The following is a 17,109-nucleotide window of genomic DNA, read 5'->3' on the forward strand; positions in this document are numbered from 1 at the left end:
GCTTTCATCTAAAAGCATTCAACATCCATTATATAAATCAATTTTGTAACAACTTATAAAAAAGGAATAACAATTCAGAAATTTTCATTATGGTTCGATTTCAATATTCTGAATTTTGGATTATTAACTTTTCCATATGACGAATTCTTCTGGCAGTTTAATTTTTTTAAAACTGAAAAACATAACTACTCCTTTTTTTTATATATTTAAATCCCAAAAATAATAAAAATTCATTCAAGATACAATCAATATTATGCAATTAATAATTATTCTCAATTAATATATAAAAAATAATGCAGCTTTTTCTTTCTCGATAATTGATCAAGCGAATTACCAAGAAAAATTAAATGCTTGAGAAATTTAAATTTTTTGTAATAAAGCCAAACTTTCAATACAGGCTGCCACAGCCTCGCGACCCTTATTCTCCTTATTTTCTTCAGAACGGATTTGTGCCTGTTCCGAAGTATAAGTGGTTAAAACACCAAAACTGATAGGAACTTCTGTATGCAAACTGGCCTGCATCAATCCGATAGTTGCACCCAGACTGATAAATTCAAAATGCGCTGTATCTCCCTTAATGACACACCCCAAACATACAACACCATCATATTTACCTGACTTGGCTAGTTTTTGTGCGATTAAAGGCAATTCAAAAGCTCCAGGTGCATAATATAAATCTTCTTGATAAAAAGGAATTTGATGTTCAGACAACCATTCCTGTGCTCCTTGACACAATCCATTCGTTACTGTTTGATTAAACCGGCTAACAACTATCGCGATCCGTGGTGGCTTGGAAAATGAAAATTTCTGTATTGATTGAGGAGCTTGTTTTATCATGTAAAAACCTTTATTCACTAGTTATAAACTCTAACTGAAAATTTATATTTCAGATAAATGGGTTAAAAGATGCCCCATACGATCTCGTTTTGTTTTTAAATATTGACTGTTAAAAGGATTAGCATCAATTTCCAATGAAACACGATGACGAATTTCAAAACCCTGTTTTTTCATCATTTCAACCTTGTTCTTGTTATTCGTCATTAAATTTAAAGATTTGATACCAAGTTTTCTTAAAATGGCACCAGCAACTTTCCAGTCACGCATATCAGTCAAAAAACCCAATTGATGATTCGCTTCGACCGTATCAAACCCTTTTTCCTGTAATGCGTAAGCCTCAACCTTATTAAAAAGCCCTATTCCACGGCCTTCATGACCGCATAAATATAACAGAACACCACATTCAGATTCACCAATCATTTTCAAGGCCTGATGTAATTGGGGACCGCAATCACATCGCAAAGAACCAAACACATCCCCTGTCAAACATTCTGAATGCAGACGAACCAAGGGAATTTGTTCATTGGTTTGATGAAATGGAAAGTCTCCTTTCATAACGGCCAGATGTTCATTACCCTTCAAGTCTATGAATGCCTGAACCTTAAAATGCTCTCCACCATAACAATTGGGTAAATGGGCTCTTGTTCCCGCTTTCACCAATGAAGATACGGAATCCAATTTTTTCGCGTCATACTGTTCACGCCAACGTATAATTTCAGCAATTGTAACGATTGGAATACCATATTTTTCAGAAAACTGACGAAGCTCCGGCATTCTTGCCATTGATCCATCATCTTTGACAATCTCACAAATTGCGGCAATAGGCTTCAATCCAGCGATTTTTAATAGATCAATTGAGCCTTCCGTATGTCCATTTCTGGATAAAACACCATTAGGATCGGCAATTAAGGGGAAAACATGACCGGGACAGATAATATCCTGCGCAGTGACACAATCCCTTGCAACCACTTCAAAGGTTTTTGCACGATCCGAAGCAGAAATACCTGTTGTAATGCCCTCTTTTGCTTCTATAGAGACTGTAAAAGCTGTCTCATGTGGTGAGGTATTATGTTGAACCATTAATGGTAAACGAAGTTTCTGCGCCAGCTCACGTTGTAAAGGCATACAAAGTAAACCTTTGGCATTCGTAATCATAAAATTAACGATCTCAGGCGTTACAAATTGCCCGGCAGCAACCAGGTCACCTTCGTTTTCACGTCCCTCATCGTCAACCAACAAAACCATCTGCCCATTTTGCAAGGCAGAAACAGCACGTTTCAATTCCGCACTTAAAGTTTGATTCACTTTTGAACTTGACATAGATTTTCCACGTATTTTGAAATGATATCAACCTCGATATTGACAATGTCATCAACCTTTAACAAACCGAGCCGTGTATGGTTCCAAGTATGCGGAATAATCATCAAATCAATCAGGAACTCATTTATTCCGTGATTTTCTTCAGCTGTTTCTTTTATCCCGTTAATAGTTAAACTGACACCATCTATGGCTATTGAACCTTTTTCCACAACATACTTACGTAATGAAGAAGGTAAAGCGACAAATAATTGATGTGCCTCACCTTTCTGTTCAATTTTGAAAATACGGCCAGTTGCATCTACATGCCCCTGAACAATGTGACCAGAAAGCCGGGTGGAAGGTGTTACGGCCCGTTCCAGATTTACTTTCATATTTTCAATTAAAACATATAGATTCGTACGATCTAAAGTTTCTGAACTGATAAAAAAGGAAGCTTCATCATTCGTACCTAGTTTTGTCACCGTCAAACATACACCATTTACGGCAACACTTTCACCAAGAATCAAATCTGGTATACCAGTTTTAATCTTAATTTCCATAGCTTGAATTTTTAAATCCTGCTTTTCATATTTAACAGCTGAAACAACACCAAGAAACTCTATGATACCAGAGAACATAATGTGCCCTCCTTTCTTTTCGAAAAGTCAACAAAATTGAAATGGGATAAAAGTAATCGCGTAGGTGAAGCAAGATGGTTAGAAATTAACTTTAACTGATCATCCCCTTTATTTTGTTTTCGAAATATAAGCCATTCATCCCAAAGTTTCTTTTGACGAATGACTTGCAATAACTGTGGCCCTCCTTCAACCATCCCCCACAATATATTATGATTATGTAATAAATATGGTAGATCATCAATTTTCGAACATGTAACAAGAGAAAAATTATTTTTTTCAGCATTTTTGATATAATTTACGGGGACAATTTCCTCTAGAGGCTTTTGCTGTTTAGTGCAAATAATCAACAAGCGTTTTCGATCCGGGTGATCAGGGACATAGCGCACGGTGAAAGATGGATTATCCTCTTTAATCGTATTCACACCTGTTATAATCGCCTCAGTTCCACGCCGCAATTGATGAGCCTGACATAGGGATGTAAAAGAGGTGAATGTCTTTTTCCCTATTGGTGGGATCATGGAGCCTGCAACATCAAGAGCTTGTTTAACCGTTATCCAGGCTTTCCCTCTTGTCACAGATTGAATAAACGGAGCAATAAGATCCTCACATTTTTTTTGCCAGTAAAGAGATTTTTTACCGCAAAGATCTCTTAACAAAAAAACTTCTTTGCCGCCTTGTCTTAACCGTTCATTACCAGCACCACAAACATTAGGATTGGGATCAGCAACTCCCACCCATATACGACGGGCCGGAGTTCGCAATAATGATTCAGAACAAGGTGGCGTACGCCCTATATGGTTGCAGGGTTCTAACGTTACTATAACATCATGAATTTTATCCCAAACACCTGCAACACGACATTGCCGCAATGCCAACGCCTCGGCATGTAGCTTACCTGCCTCATGATGGGCTGCAGCAGCAAGGATTTTACCCTGTTGATCTAAAATTACACAACCAACAGGAGGATTAGGCGCTGTCTGCCCAACATAAAGTAAAGCTTCGCGTATAGCATATGAAAAAGCATTAGAGATTGCTTCGGGTAAATCAATTCCCTCATTCATTTTTAATTGTTCAGCCTGTGAAACCGAACCTAAGCGTGCTTGCATTTCTAGTTCCTATCTCTAGACGCACGCGGGCACTCCATAACATACCTTCTTCACGTTATTAACGAAACGTAAAAGGTAAATTATATCGTTCTTTCTCATCCGGACTGTAACCGTCGGCTTTGGAATCGCACCAAAATCTGCTTGACCCTGCATTATTACAATACAGGCGCTCACGGGCTTAAGAACAAGATATTCTCTTACCGTCGGTGAGGAATTACACCTCGCCCCAAGAACGTCGTTATTTAATTATCATCCATTTACTGGACATCATTAAGATAAGCATTTTCATTCTTGTAATCAAGTTTTTTCAGGATAAACACCCATTTTCCCGATGATAAATATTTTTTGATACTTAATTTTAAACATATTGTCTTTCCGAAACCCTAGCCCATTGTTGATACTGACCGTATATCCGTTCGTATTGTTCAGATAAATGCAAATCAGGTTTATAGATCTTGGATATAGGACTGGACATATGGTGCTGAGCTTCCAAAACTGAAGAATACACCTTTGCAGCTACGGCCCCTAAAATGGCGCCCCCCAAAGCGCAACACTGTTCAGAGGCTGACACTTTTATTTCACGTTTCATAATATCGGCACATGTCTGCATTATGATTGATGATTTTTTTGCAATTCCGCCAATTGCAATAATTGTGTTAATAGGTATATCCTGTTCTACAAAACATTCCATAATAGCCCTTGCACCACAGGCAGTGGAAACTATCAAGCTTCCAAAAACCGCAACTGCATCAGTGGCCAATGTTAATCCTGTAATTGTTCCTTTTAAACGCTGATTGGCATAAGGTGTTCGACGCCCATTAAACCAGTCAACTGCAATCGGTAAATATTCTAGATTCTTATTTTTATACCATTCTTCAGCTAGATTATTTAGTAAATCATGCTCAATTTCATAAAATTCTTGCAAATGTGTAAAATTATTACGTGCATAGAATTGCAAGGGCCAGCCTAAAAAACGTTGAAACCACGCAAAAATATCACCAAAAGCGGATTGTCCCGCCTCGAAACCGATATATCCCGGGACAATACTACCATTAACCTGTCCGCATATCCCTTTGATAAACCTACCTTTTACCTGCTCATTTTCAGCCGTTAACATATCACAAGTTGAAGTTCCTATGACCTTTACCAGACTATAGGGTTTAGCACCCGCACCTATTGCACCGACATGGGAATCAATTGCCCCGCCTGAAACCGTCACATTTTCATTTAAACCAAGTTTTTCCGCCCACTCCTTTGTTAACTTGCCAACAGCCATATCAGCAGTATAAGTCTCTTTAAATAACGGATAGGGTAATTCTTCAACCAGTACAGGATCTAGGTCTTTAAAAAACTCATAGGAAGGTAAACCGCCCCATTGTTCATTCCAAAGGCATTTATGACCAGCCGCACATCTGTTTCTTTTAATTATATGGGGTAAGGTTGTGCCTGTCAGCAACGCGGGAATCCAATCTGAACATTCAACCCAAGATACTGTGGCTTTTTTAACAGCCTCGTCATTTCTGAAACTATGCAAAATTTTTGACCAAAACCATTCTGATGAATAAACCCCTCCACATCCTTTTAAAAAAACAGAATATGCTGGTTTTTGACATAATCGATTAATTTCTTCCGCCTCTTCAATAGCGGTATGATCTTTCCATAAAATAAACATTGCATTTGGATTTTCTGAAAAATCAGGCCGTAACGCAAGAATTTGACCATGCCTATCTAATGGTGCAGGACTGGATCCTGTCGCATCAACTCCAATTGCAACAATATTTTTAGCGACACCACCCAATTGTTTTACGACTGAGCAAACAACCTCTATTAATGATTCCATAAAATCCAGAGGATGTTGCCGAAATTGATTTAGAATAGGATTACAGAACAACCCCTTTTTCCAGCGTGGATAATATGTGATACTTGCTGCAAGCTCTTCACCATTTTGACAATCTACAGCCAGAGCGCGAACGGAATCGCTACCAAAATCAAGACCTATTGCAATTTTATGAGGCATATATTGTATATCCATGGAAAATAATTGGAAAACAAAACTGTTTTCATATAATCCCCCTTCACTTCATGATTATCAATTTAATTTCAAGCAATCAAAAAAAATTGATTTTTATTATAAAAATTAAAAATATTAACTTTTTTGTATTTTTTTCTTGAAATTAAATCTAAAATCAGGCATAGAACTGCACGTGTTGATTGTATATTGCCGGATTAGCACAGTGGTAGTGCAGCGGTTTTGTAAACCGAAGGTCGGGGGTTCAAATCCCTCATCCGGCACCACAAACATAACAAAATCGATATGTGGAAATTTAATATAGTGTGATCAATTATAATTCACCTAACAATTTATTATAGAAATAAGTTATTATTTCAACGTGTAAAAAATTATTGATCAATATGAACAGCCAATAATTTTGTATATCTTTTATTCGCTACCAAATTTAATAATAATCAATAAGCATTGTATAATTGATTAATCATAATTTACAGTTATATTTACATGTTTTGTGAACATTTTATCCATTGTTCAAGACAATATTCTATCAAAAAATTATAATTTCATTTAACATGAATTAGAATTATTATTTATTCAAATAAATATATATTTATTCTTTATTATTGTCATAAAAATTAATTATTATTAAGTAATAAATATAACGATATATAAATTATTGACTATTAGTATTGATATTCACAATTAATTTTGCTAGATTGATTTAGGTAAGGTAAAAAAGGCCTTTATTTCTAAATAAAAATTATTTAAAACCTTTTGAAATTTTTAGTTAGATGTTGTGTCAATAATAAAGGAGGTAATTCTTTTTTACCTTACCTTATTGATTATATACATTTTATATAAAAAAATCTATAAAAATCATACATAAAATAATTATTTTTAAATTATTAATCTAATAATTTCTTTTATATTATTTAATGAATATTACATATTTTATGTTTTATATTCATATATTATTTTTGATCTATTTTAACAGTTTATGGCTTATTGAAAATGGTCATAATTCTTCAAATTACTTTACCTAAATTGATACTATAGTATTTTTTATGATACTGAGCCATTGCTACAGTAATTCCTTAATTCAAATATAAAATACGACATATTGCCACAACAAAAAATGATTACCTATTAATATATCAGGTTTCGGTAATCCCTAACTATCTAAATTAAAATTTTCTGCAATGTATATTAATACATATATTAAAGATTGGCGTTTAGTATTGTTTAAAAAATATTGCAAATGTCATAATAAGTTGCTGCTTCCATCTGACAAATACTTAATGCTGGTCCATTACCCATTTGTTTTAAATAAGTAAAATTACCTGAATATTCTTCAACCAAACAATTACTCGTAACCTAATGATTATCAGTGCGTTATTTCCAAAGACCAAAATAATTTAAAATTGACATGATAACACAATATTTAAGGTAATTTAAACAAATACCCCTCGTTTTTTTTGATATAAAAATTTATCTTCAGAAAAAATTAAAAAAAGCCCACCATTAAGGTAGGTATAAAATTATTAAAAAATTTAATTATGATTTTCTAAAAATCTGATAAAGCGACACGTTTCCATTTATTCGATTCTACACAAACATAATGATAGTTTGAATCATCTTTTATATCTCCCGCTTTACAAGGGGCGGATGATGAAGATGGTGTTGAAAGCATAACATGCAAGTTATTTGCGGTAATATTACCAGTTGTAATAACATTGCCCACAAATTTATAGTTATTACCACCATGATGATCTGTAAAATAAAATGTATTTTTCTCTAGATGGTTACCCCATGGGTCAATATTCGCATATCTGTTGTAATAAAAATTAATATCTCTATTATCTGGATTACTATCTCCTGTATTAAAACGAATTGAACCTGTCGCAGGTAAAATCATAAAAGGCGTTTGAAGATATGATACATCTATAAATGGACTACGGATATGTGCTGTTATTTCTTTGTTACCATTTAAACCGGCAACCCCATTATTTACATTTATTTGTGACTTTAATATTGCATTATCCACAATATTGTTGACAGATTTACCATGAACTGTAAGTTCATTATTTACAATCACATTACTATTCTTATCTACAATTAAGCCTAATTTCGTCTTATCTCCATGTCCGGATCCAAGAGCAATACCACCTATATAACCCAATGGATCATAAATAACTTGTCCCAATACTGAACATTTTCCATTTTGATTACATGTGGGTGAATAATTAGATTGTAATCCATTATTAGATTTTGTCATTCCTAGATGTAGTGAATTATTAGCGGGTCCATCATTAGACATAAAGGAAAATAATTGATAAGAAGAACTACTAGTTTTTGCCTGTCCCAACGCTATCATAACCTGCTCACCATTAATTGCATTCAAAGCTTTAGAAGGCCATACCCATTTATATACTCTAAACCCACCATCTGTATCAATCGGTATCCCACCATCTTCCCATTCACCATCAATCCTTAACCCTATAGGCATTTTACTGAATCCAGCTAACCACATCATATAACTACCAGCAGTCAAACGATGATTACTGCCTCCCCATGACATTGTTAATCCATGACTATTTATTGAATAATCATGATCTGAATACATCCAAAAATCCCATTGATTATCATAAGTTCGTGTAATTGAATCAGTCTTAGAAGCATCATTAGTTTGTAACATATACGTATTAAAGTTCTTGTTACTCAACCCTAAAAATAAAGCTGGCTGGCTATAATGATGAAAATTGGAATTATGTTTCATTTTCAATGTTCTTGGATCTGTATAGCTTATTTTATAATCCAATTGATCTCCCTTATTACTTCCAGGAACACCATCTGATCCTTCATAAATGTTTGAAAACATTTTTAAGTTTTTCCACAATCCCTTACCTCCAGCACCTGGGTAATAATAAGTTTCAACATTTAACTGAGTATAGGTATGTTTTTTATCTTCACTTATATTCCCTTTTGGAGATCCAACAGATCCGGAATAATATCCATAATAGTAATTTGGCATATCTATAGCATCATTAATTGATTTTTTATCTTCTATGACAGACATACCATTCGCAATATTCGTCCAAAGAGCCATTCTCATAGAGATCATATTCATTTCCTGTTGGGAAAGCGCTGGATAAATTTCAGTTCCATTTTTATATGGTTTTATAGCATAAGCTCTCCCATCAGCAGAGTAAATTGTTATCCTCACTTGACTTAAAGCCTTTATAGATTTTTTTAATTTATAACCTCTAGCAAGTTCAACTGATATAGTATTTTTTTCAGAATCATATGGACCAGGTAATACTTTAACAGATGATACAGTTTCACCCTTATCATTTAAAAATTCAGTCCCTGTCATTTTACAACCACTGACATCAGTTATTGCGACACCACATCCGAAAATTCCGCGAATAACGAATTTTGTGCTTCCTGCTGTTACATCAGATACTATTGTGTAATCATTTCCTTGTACAGCATAATCATGATTACCATCACCCTCTTTTACTAATTTATTACCACCTATAACATCAATAGGAGAATTATTAGAAGTACGAATATCCACATTGACACCATCAGTCAATCCTGCACCTGAACGATGCCACCCTTGTGGTCCAGACATATCCGTAAATTGATAACAGGACCCTCCCAGATCTCCTCCTGAAATATTTTGACAACTAGCTTTTAAACCAACCTTAGAATCCAGTGATTGCCCACCAAGCATTAATGTATTTCTAGCAATATTTACATTATCGAAACCTGAATATCCATCATCAACAACAACCAAAGGTGCATTATTACCATTATTATAAGGTGTCTTAGGCAAATAAGTGGCATAAAGCGCTTTATTGACTTTATCTACAGCATTTTGTACAGATTTACCATTAACTAATATTGAAGAGGCCGAAATCAGTCCTGTGGCCTCTACATTGCCTACAAATTTATAATTATTACCACCATGATGATCTGTAAAATAAAATGTATTTTCCTTTAGATGGTTACCCCATGGGTCAATATTCGCATATCTGTTGTAATAAAAATTAATATCTGTATTATCTGGATTACTATCACCTGTTAGAAAACGTATGGAACCCGTATTTGGCAATAACATAAATGGTGTATATATCGTTTGGCTATTAATATTAGCTGTTACTTCTTTATTACTGTTTAATCCCGCCACTCCATTAGCTGCATTTATTTGTGACCTAGTCACATAATCTTCCGCATAACTAAGGTTACATAAATTTATCAATGGAGATGATAATATCCCCAATGTGAATATCGTTTTAAAATTCATATTTTGTACTTTTTAAATATTAATAAATAGTTTTTTTAAATTATCAATACGAAATTTTACTTTCTATAGATCTGTAATTTTAAGAATTTTTAAATTAAGTATTTTATTAATGAAAATTATAAAATTGATAATTATAGTATAAAAATAATATCAAAAGAATTAATCACGATTTATTTTTAATATAACTTCATTATTATTATAAAGGTTGATTTTTATATAATTATTTAATTTTTTAATATCATGTATTTTTGATTATAAAAGCCTATCACTAAGATAGACTTTTATAAATATTTATTATTCAACTGTTTAATATAATTATTTAAAAATTAGATAATGCAACACGTTTCCATTTGTTTGGAGCAACGCATACATAGTGATAATTTGCATCATCTGCAAACTCTCCTGATGCACATGGAGCTGATGATGAAGATGGCGTGGACAATACACCAATAAACTTTCGTGATGAAATGGAGCCCTTTGCAGTAAATTGATCACTTTCCATACTATTTGCCTTAACAGTGCCATTAAATCTATAATTATTACCATATCTATTATTCGTGAAATAAAATGTATTGGCATCTAATAGATTGCCCAAGTCATCTCTATTACCAACATCACGATTATAAAACATATCAATCATGTTATTATTCGTATCAGGACTATTAGTTACGAAACGTAAAATATTGTTTTTATTATTAAGCTGAAGAAAATTAGTATTAATACTATTGTTATTAGATTGACCAGTTACCGATAAATTTTTATTTATAAAAACATTAGCATCCTTGTCTACAACCAATCCTAATTTAGCTTTATCTCCATAACCAGAACCTAATCCTATACCACCTATATAACCCAACGGATCAAAAAATATCTGACCTAAAACAGCACATTCTTTATTCTCGTTACAAGTTGGTGATTGATTCCAGGCTAGGTTCTGAAGGGGATCAGTAGAATTTTGCTTCGTTAAACCCAAATGCAATGAATTATTTCGCTTGTTATCTACATTACCATCATTAGACAGAAATGTCATAAGTTGGTATGAAGCCTGATTGGTTTTTATTTGTCCCAAACCAGATATGCTCATAACATCATTAATATTTTGCAGATAGGGAGATGCTCCTAACATAGTCCATTTATACAAAAAGAAACCTGCATCAGTTTCAAAAGACTTACCACCATATGGCCAAATACCATCAATTTTCAACCCCAATGGCATATGATTGAATCCAGCCATACGCAACATATAGCTTCCTTGAGCCAATGGGTGTCCACCTCCGGAAAAGACCATGGTAAGACCACGCACAGATGCTTGTCCATCATGATCTTGATTCATAGGAAAATCCCATTCATTATCAAATTCACGGGTAATTGAATCAGGACTTTTATTGAATGATTGTTGAGTGTAAAGGTTAAAATTCTTTTGAACCATTCCTAAAAACAGGGCGGGTTTTTGATAACGATGATAATTACTATTATAAATATAATTTATATTATTTATTTGTTCCGGTCTTACAACTGAAGGAATATTAACTTTATCAAAACAATTTGGTCGATTACCAATATGCAATCTCTTTTGTAGTTCCTCATTATCATTTAACTGGTTTTTTGTTAAACAAGCGTAGGAAAGTTTATAATCCAACTGATCGTAAGCATTTAAGCCTGGAGATTTTATATTGGGATCATCATTAAGCGGATGCTTGTTATTCTTCCATTTTACTAAGTCACCAGCTAAACCTGGATAACTAAAAGATCTCATAAATATCTTGGTTACTTTATTTTGTCTTATGGCAAGATCTTTTTCTTCATCTGTTTTTGTTTTATCTGCTTTAATAGCGTCAATATTGGCTTGATTTAAAACAGTATCGTTAAACCCATCAGCATATCCATAATAATAACCGGGCATGTCTGTATTACCACTGTCTTCATTGGTTCCATTTTCAACACTGGCCATCCCATTGGCGATATTAGTCCATACAGCCATACGAGCGTGCGTAAGATTTCTTTCTTTTTCTGATAAAGATGGATAAATTGCCGCATATTGAGAACCATTATCATCTTCAGAAAAATCAATAGCATATGCTGTACCATCAGAAGCATAATATATAATTTCTAATTTTTTATTAGGAGTTAAAATATTCTTCAAAGCATAACCATCATTAATATTCACTTCTGTCGTATTGTTTGAAGGGTTATAAAAACCGGGGGTAACTTTTACAGAATTAGATATTTTCCCTGCATTGTTTACAAAATTGATACCCCTCAATTCACAACGTGATCTGCTTTCACCCAACCCACATCCAAAGGTTCCTTTGATAACAAATTTTGTTGCGCCAGCCGGAACATTCGATATTACCGAATATTCATTACCTTTAACAATATATGAACCATCGCTATTTTTAACCAATGTATTCCCGCCTATTGAATCCATAGGAGAATTATCCATTGTTCGCACATCCATATTAATACCATCAGTCACTCCAGAACCGCTACGATGGTATGCTTGTGGACCGCTCATATTTGTAAATTGATAGCAAGACCCACCTTGATCTCCTTGTCCGGTATTTTGGCAGGTAGCTTTTATTCCAACTACAGAATTGCGACTACGCCCTCCAACCATTAACGTATTTGGTTTAATATTTCCCCAATCATACCCTGGTTGACTCAAAAATATTAAATTGGCATTATTTCTATCATCATTATACGGATCAACTGGTTCAATCCCCCCTGGAATTGGTTTATTTAATACATGTCCATTAATCTCAATACCACCAGCTTTAACCGTTCCATTGAATCGGTAATTATTACCATATTTATTATTCGTGAAATAAAATGTATTCCCTTCTAATGGATTACCAAAATCATCCTTATTATTACCATCCAGATTATAAAACATATCAATCTCATTATTATTAGTATCAGGACTGTTGGTAATAAAACGCAAACGATCACCATGTCTTGGGAGTTCAAAATGTCTACTATTGAACGATGAAGCCTTGACTGTCCCGTTAAATCGGTAATTATTGCCATATTTATTATTCGTGAAATAAAATGTATTCCCCTCTAATGGATTACCAAAATCATCCTTATTATTACCATCCCAATTATAAAACATATCAATCTCATTATTATTAGTATCAGGACTGTTGGTAATAAAACGTAAACGATCATTTTTTTTATTTAACTGAATAAAATTACTATTTATTGAATTATTATTTATTCTATCATTATTTATATTGGCTGTTACTTCTCCATTCTTGTTTAAACCAGCCACTCCATTGGCTACATTTATTTGAGATTTAGCCACATAATCTTCTGCATATGTAATATGAGAAAAATTTATAATAGGGGAAGATACAACTCCCAGCATTAAAAGAAATTTTAAATTCATTTTTTTTGACTTTATAATATATTAATAAATAATTTTTTGTGATGTTATTATTTTGTAATATTTAAAATTTTACATAAAATAAATGCTAGAAATTAAATAATTTCAAACATTTACTGTAAAATCTCTACACATTTAATATATTATTATTTAAGAATGATACATTCAATATTAATTTTAATTTAGAAATAATTTTGAAAAAATTAATAAATTTTTTTTATTTTTTACGCAAAGTTCTTATAATAACATATATCATCCGTATAATCATACTTAATGGAATAGATATAGCTATTACAGGAATAACCCATGGATCATGTAATCTAATCCATTCAACATTATTTTGCCACCACCATTTAATTAATTCATAAATTGTATTCATAAATCTGCTCTACTCCTGACAATATACGTGCCAGAGCGTAAAGGTTAATCAAAGCAAATATTCCCCAAGCAAATAAACAAAAATGCGATTGTGATCCATAAACAAAATTGTTTAATGTTTCCCAAATAAACAAGGTTGATGCAAAAAAAGCTGCAGTGGCCCGTCCCAACAGGCTTTCATATGATAAAGCCGCAAATTGGACAAATCCTATAAAAATAAATAAACTATACCAAACTTGGTTGGATATAATTTTTAAATAACCCTGGATAAAAAATGGATGAAGAATTTCACTTTTCGGTATTATAATCACATAAATACCGGCACTTAAAAGTAAGATCGCACTCCACCATTCTGCAAACCAATGTTCATGATGATAAAGAGATCTATATAATTTTCTTTTCATCATTTTTTCTTGATATTTGCGTGTTTTTTTTAGGAAATTTAAAAGATGCCAGAAAATTGATAAATGACCATAATTTATGTAATCTATTCTTGTTATCTGGTTCTTTCCAAAATCTAGTAACCAATGTACATAACGTTACACTAAACATAAGTAACACTATCAAGTCGGAAGTTACATTGCCCGGTAAAATATCCAAGAAATATTGTAATGCTTGTGATAAAAAATCGGTTGCAACCATTTGTTCAAACTTTGAAAATTTGATAATCACCTTTTCAGGTGATTATTGAATAAAATTAAGTTTTCAACTTGCTTCTAACATTCCTTGCTGACATAAAGCTCCAACATATAACAAAGGATCTAACTATTAATTTAAAAAGATTATCAGCAGTCAGAAATTTCGAATTAGAATTGATAAAAAACAATTTAACATTATAAAGATCTTATCTGGCAAATAACCTGAAATTCTATCGAGGATAAAGTGCAAGTTATTCAAATTGACATATAATATTTTACTAATCTTTTTGTTTTTAAATTGTTACTAATTGTTTTTATCACCCAATACATAATAATATAAAAGATTTATAATTTTATATTAAATTCAATGTAGTTCTAACTTTATTTAATCCTAAAGGAAACGGTGAAAATTCCTGAATTTGTGAAGACCAATAACCTAACAATTTTATTCTGTCCCCCTTTTTTACAATTCTTTTCAATTGACCTTTAATATTATTAATCGCAATAACGGGTTGTGGTTCAATAACTATCTCCTTAAAATTTATCATATCATCAATAACATTTATCGAACCTTGATAGAAAAATGAAATGGAAGGATTTATTAATTTTCCACCTTTTAAGTCTAATCTCGCTACTGATTTTTTACTGCCACCTATTGTAATATAAAAAATCTTGCTATTATCACTTTTACCTTGCGTTATTTTTTTCACGTTGCTGTCATAATAGATTATATCACGATCAAATAACGAAATTGGAAATTTGGTTTCATTTATATCATAAAAACAATCATTTTCAGAAATTGAATATATATTATAATAAACATCTCCTGAAGAGATATAATAATTATCACTTGATTGACTCATTGTATCATTATATAGACTGTATCCATATATTTCAGAATTTTTTATTCCGCAATTTTTTTCCAGATACAATCCCGTGCTATTATTTTCTTCATATTGATAAGTTCTAAAAATAATTATATTATCTAAAACCGCTCCGTTTTTTAATGTTATCTCATTCCAATTGACTAAATTTAAGGGTTCATTTCCTCTGTATATCTCGTCACCATTATCTACACGATAAACATTAACCAAGACAGGACATCCTTCTTTATCAAGAACAATATTTTCAGAGCTATCTTTTACTTCCTCAATATCTATTACTAAATTGTTGTTGGTTGAGTCTCCTAAATACATCAATGTTTTATTGGAAATAAATCTTTGTTTACTATGTTCCTTAACCCATGAAATTATTTCATCTGTATCCATTGCATTATTATATAAAAATTTACTTTTATCTTTAAATAACCAGTAAGATGGATGAGATACTGGACTATCTTCTGACAATAATGGAACAATTGGACAAATAAAGTCAGCGTTATTGTAACCTTTTAATCCTATAGGATACCCATCAGTTCCAAACCAAAAAGAATTATCTCCCGAGGAATAATCCTTTGCGCTTGTACACGTTTTGCTTGTTAAACAAAATTTAGCTTTCACTTCTCCCACAACTATCAAGGTATCTTTTAAAGATATTGCATTATTATACAATTCAACCATACTACTTGAATACGTGTTATGATATGATTTTCCCCTTGATATCACATTTCTATAAAATATATTTGAATATGAAATTTTTGCATTTTCCTCAATGACCAAAACATATGGATCTTGTCTTTCATTATTTACATTCGTTAATAAACTGATCCCTGACACTTCGGTACCGGATGATATTGTCACATCTACATCAATTAAAACTACTGGCCCTGCATAAGCTTCCACAATTTCTTCTGTAAAAACGTAATCATTAGGATTAATAGCTTTTTTTAAATACTTATTAGAAATTGTATCAAACCAGGCAATTTTACCTTTATTGATACCTTGCTTGATTTTAACAGTCTTCCAATTGCCTGAATCTATAATTGGATATTCACGTTTAAGAAAAAAGGATTTTAAATCTGTTTTATTATCCACCTTTATTTGATTATCTTTTGTTTCTTCAGAAACTAAGTCTAAATTTTCTTTAAGAGGTTTAATGTAAGAAGTGATTTCCTGCTGATCAACCACTTCTATAATTTCATTAACTTTATTCAGCTCATTGTTGATTGCCATATCAATGTTAAAAAAATTTTCCGCTTCTACTATAGGAACGTATTTTTTTCCTGACATATCACCAAAAGCAATATCATAATTAATATCCAAAATCCCGTCTTCAGGAACGACCCATTCACCAGTTTCTTTATCGAAACACTTAATTCCGTTTCCATCAATTCTACTATTTTTATCAAAAAGAGGTGTCCAATTATCAATTGCTTTCTCACGATCAGATCCAATTGCAATACATTTAACGTCTAAATCATTATTTTCTTTTTTTTCTTGATAAATATTTGTAAATGTTGAAAAGGATACATTATTTAAAACTTTATCGACGACTTTACCCAAAGAGGCATCCTGATGGGATGGAGTTGGGACTTTTATGGTATAATCCAACATTTCAGCGGATAATTTA

The 17,109-nt window shown here is 32.4% G+C and carries 9 protein-coding genes, 1 tRNA gene and 1 riboswitch; of the genes, 1 reads left to right on the forward strand and 9 read right to left on the reverse strand.

Going from position 1 to position 17,109, the window contains the following annotated elements; all coding sequences use genetic code 11:
• Nucleotides 1-360: 360 nt before the first annotated feature.
• The 5 genes from ribH to H3T57_RS05525 form a co-directional block, all read right to left on the reverse strand.
• A complete protein-coding gene (ribH, locus tag H3T57_RS05505; RefSeq protein WP_155565079.1) occupies nt 361-837 on the reverse strand; it encodes a 6,7-dimethyl-8-ribityllumazine synthase in 477 nt (158 codons plus the stop codon).
• A 42-nt stretch (nt 838-879) separates the two neighbouring features.
• Nucleotides 880-2,157: a 3,4-dihydroxy-2-butanone-4-phosphate synthase gene (gene ribB / locus H3T57_RS05510; RefSeq protein WP_155568948.1), complete on the reverse strand. Its 1,278-nt coding sequence runs from the start codon at nt 2,155-2,157 to the stop codon at nt 880-882.
• Nucleotides 2,139-2,774 carry a riboflavin synthase gene (locus tag H3T57_RS05515; RefSeq protein ID WP_110438635.1) on the reverse strand — a complete coding sequence of 212 codons (636 nt, stop codon included), beginning with the start codon at nt 2,772-2,774 and terminating at the stop codon, nt 2,139-2,141. Before H3T57_RS05515 ends, ribB begins: the two co-directional genes overlap by 19 nt.
• Complete coding sequence (gene ribD, locus H3T57_RS05520; protein WP_230873397.1) at nt 2,756-3,880, reverse strand: bifunctional diaminohydroxyphosphoribosylaminopyrimidine deaminase/5-amino-6-(5-phosphoribosylamino)uracil reductase RibD; 1,125 nt, start codon at nt 3,878-3,880, stop codon at nt 2,756-2,758. The genes H3T57_RS05515 and ribD overlap by 19 nt, the downstream gene beginning before the upstream one ends.
• Nucleotides 3,881-3,963: 83 nt before the next feature.
• Nucleotides 3,964-4,118: riboswitch (FMN riboswitch) on the reverse strand.
• 120 nt (nt 4,119-4,238) lie between these two features.
• On the reverse strand, nt 4,239-5,897 hold the full coding sequence (locus tag H3T57_RS05525; protein WP_155571701.1) for a ribulokinase: 1,659 nt from the start codon (nt 5,895-5,897) through the stop codon (nt 4,239-4,241).
• A 203-nt stretch (nt 5,898-6,100) separates the two neighbouring features.
• On the opposite strand from H3T57_RS05525, the gene H3T57_RS05530 reads away from it, so the two are divergent.
• Nucleotides 6,101-6,175 (forward strand) — tRNA-Thr (locus tag H3T57_RS05530).
• A gap of 1,280 nt (nt 6,176-7,455) precedes the next feature.
• Here H3T57_RS05530 and H3T57_RS05535 read toward each other — a convergent pair.
• The 4 genes from H3T57_RS05535 to H3T57_RS05550 all read right to left on the reverse strand — a co-directional run.
• A complete protein-coding gene (locus tag H3T57_RS05535; protein WP_198193441.1) occupies nt 7,456-10,200 on the reverse strand; it encodes a hypothetical protein in 2,745 nt (914 codons plus the stop codon).
• Between the two features lie 319 nt (nt 10,201-10,519).
• Entirely contained in the window at nt 10,520-13,588 is a 3,069-nt protein-coding gene (locus H3T57_RS05540) for a hypothetical protein (RefSeq protein WP_198193442.1), read from the reverse strand.
• 359 nt (nt 13,589-13,947) lie between these two features.
• Nucleotides 13,948-14,370 carry a hypothetical protein gene (locus tag H3T57_RS05545; protein ID WP_232349738.1) on the reverse strand — a complete coding sequence of 141 codons (423 nt, stop codon included), beginning with the start codon at nt 14,368-14,370 and terminating at the stop codon, nt 13,948-13,950.
• A 584-nt stretch (nt 14,371-14,954) separates the two neighbouring features.
• A partial coding sequence (locus H3T57_RS05550; RefSeq protein WP_198193443.1) for a hypothetical protein occupies nt 14,955-17,109 on the reverse strand: 2,155 nt, incomplete at its 5' end.

Source organism: Commensalibacter sp. W6292M3, assembly GCF_016101315.1.
Lineage (GTDB): Bacteria > Pseudomonadota > Alphaproteobacteria > Acetobacterales > Acetobacteraceae > Commensalibacter > Commensalibacter melissae.

Excerpts from the sequence above, each read along its gene's own strand:
- ribH (WP_155565079.1), bottom strand. The coding sequence starts at position 837 with ATGATAAAACAAGCTCCTCAATCAATACAGAAATTTTCATTTTCCAAG.
- ribB (WP_155568948.1), bottom strand. The coding sequence starts at position 2,157 with ATGTCAAGTTCAAAAGTGAATCAAACTTTAAGTGCGGAATTGAAACGT.
- H3T57_RS05515 (WP_110438635.1), bottom strand. The coding sequence starts at position 2,774 with ATGTTCTCTGGTATCATAGAGTTTCTTGGTGTTGTTTCAGCTGTTAAA.
- ribD (WP_230873397.1), bottom strand. The coding sequence starts at position 3,880 with ATGCAAGCACGCTTAGGTTCGGTTTCACAGGCTGAACAATTAAAAATG.
- H3T57_RS05525 (WP_155571701.1), bottom strand. The coding sequence starts at position 5,897 with ATGCCTCATAAAATTGCAATAGGTCTTGATTTTGGTAGCGATTCCGTT.
- H3T57_RS05535 (WP_198193441.1), bottom strand. The coding sequence starts at position 10,200 with ATGAATTTTAAAACGATATTCACATTGGGGATATTATCATCTCCATTG.
- H3T57_RS05540 (WP_198193442.1), bottom strand. The coding sequence starts at position 13,588 with ATGAATTTAAAATTTCTTTTAATGCTGGGAGTTGTATCTTCCCCTATT.
- H3T57_RS05545 (WP_232349738.1), bottom strand. The coding sequence starts at position 14,370 with ATGATGAAAAGAAAATTATATAGATCTCTTTATCATCATGAACATTGG.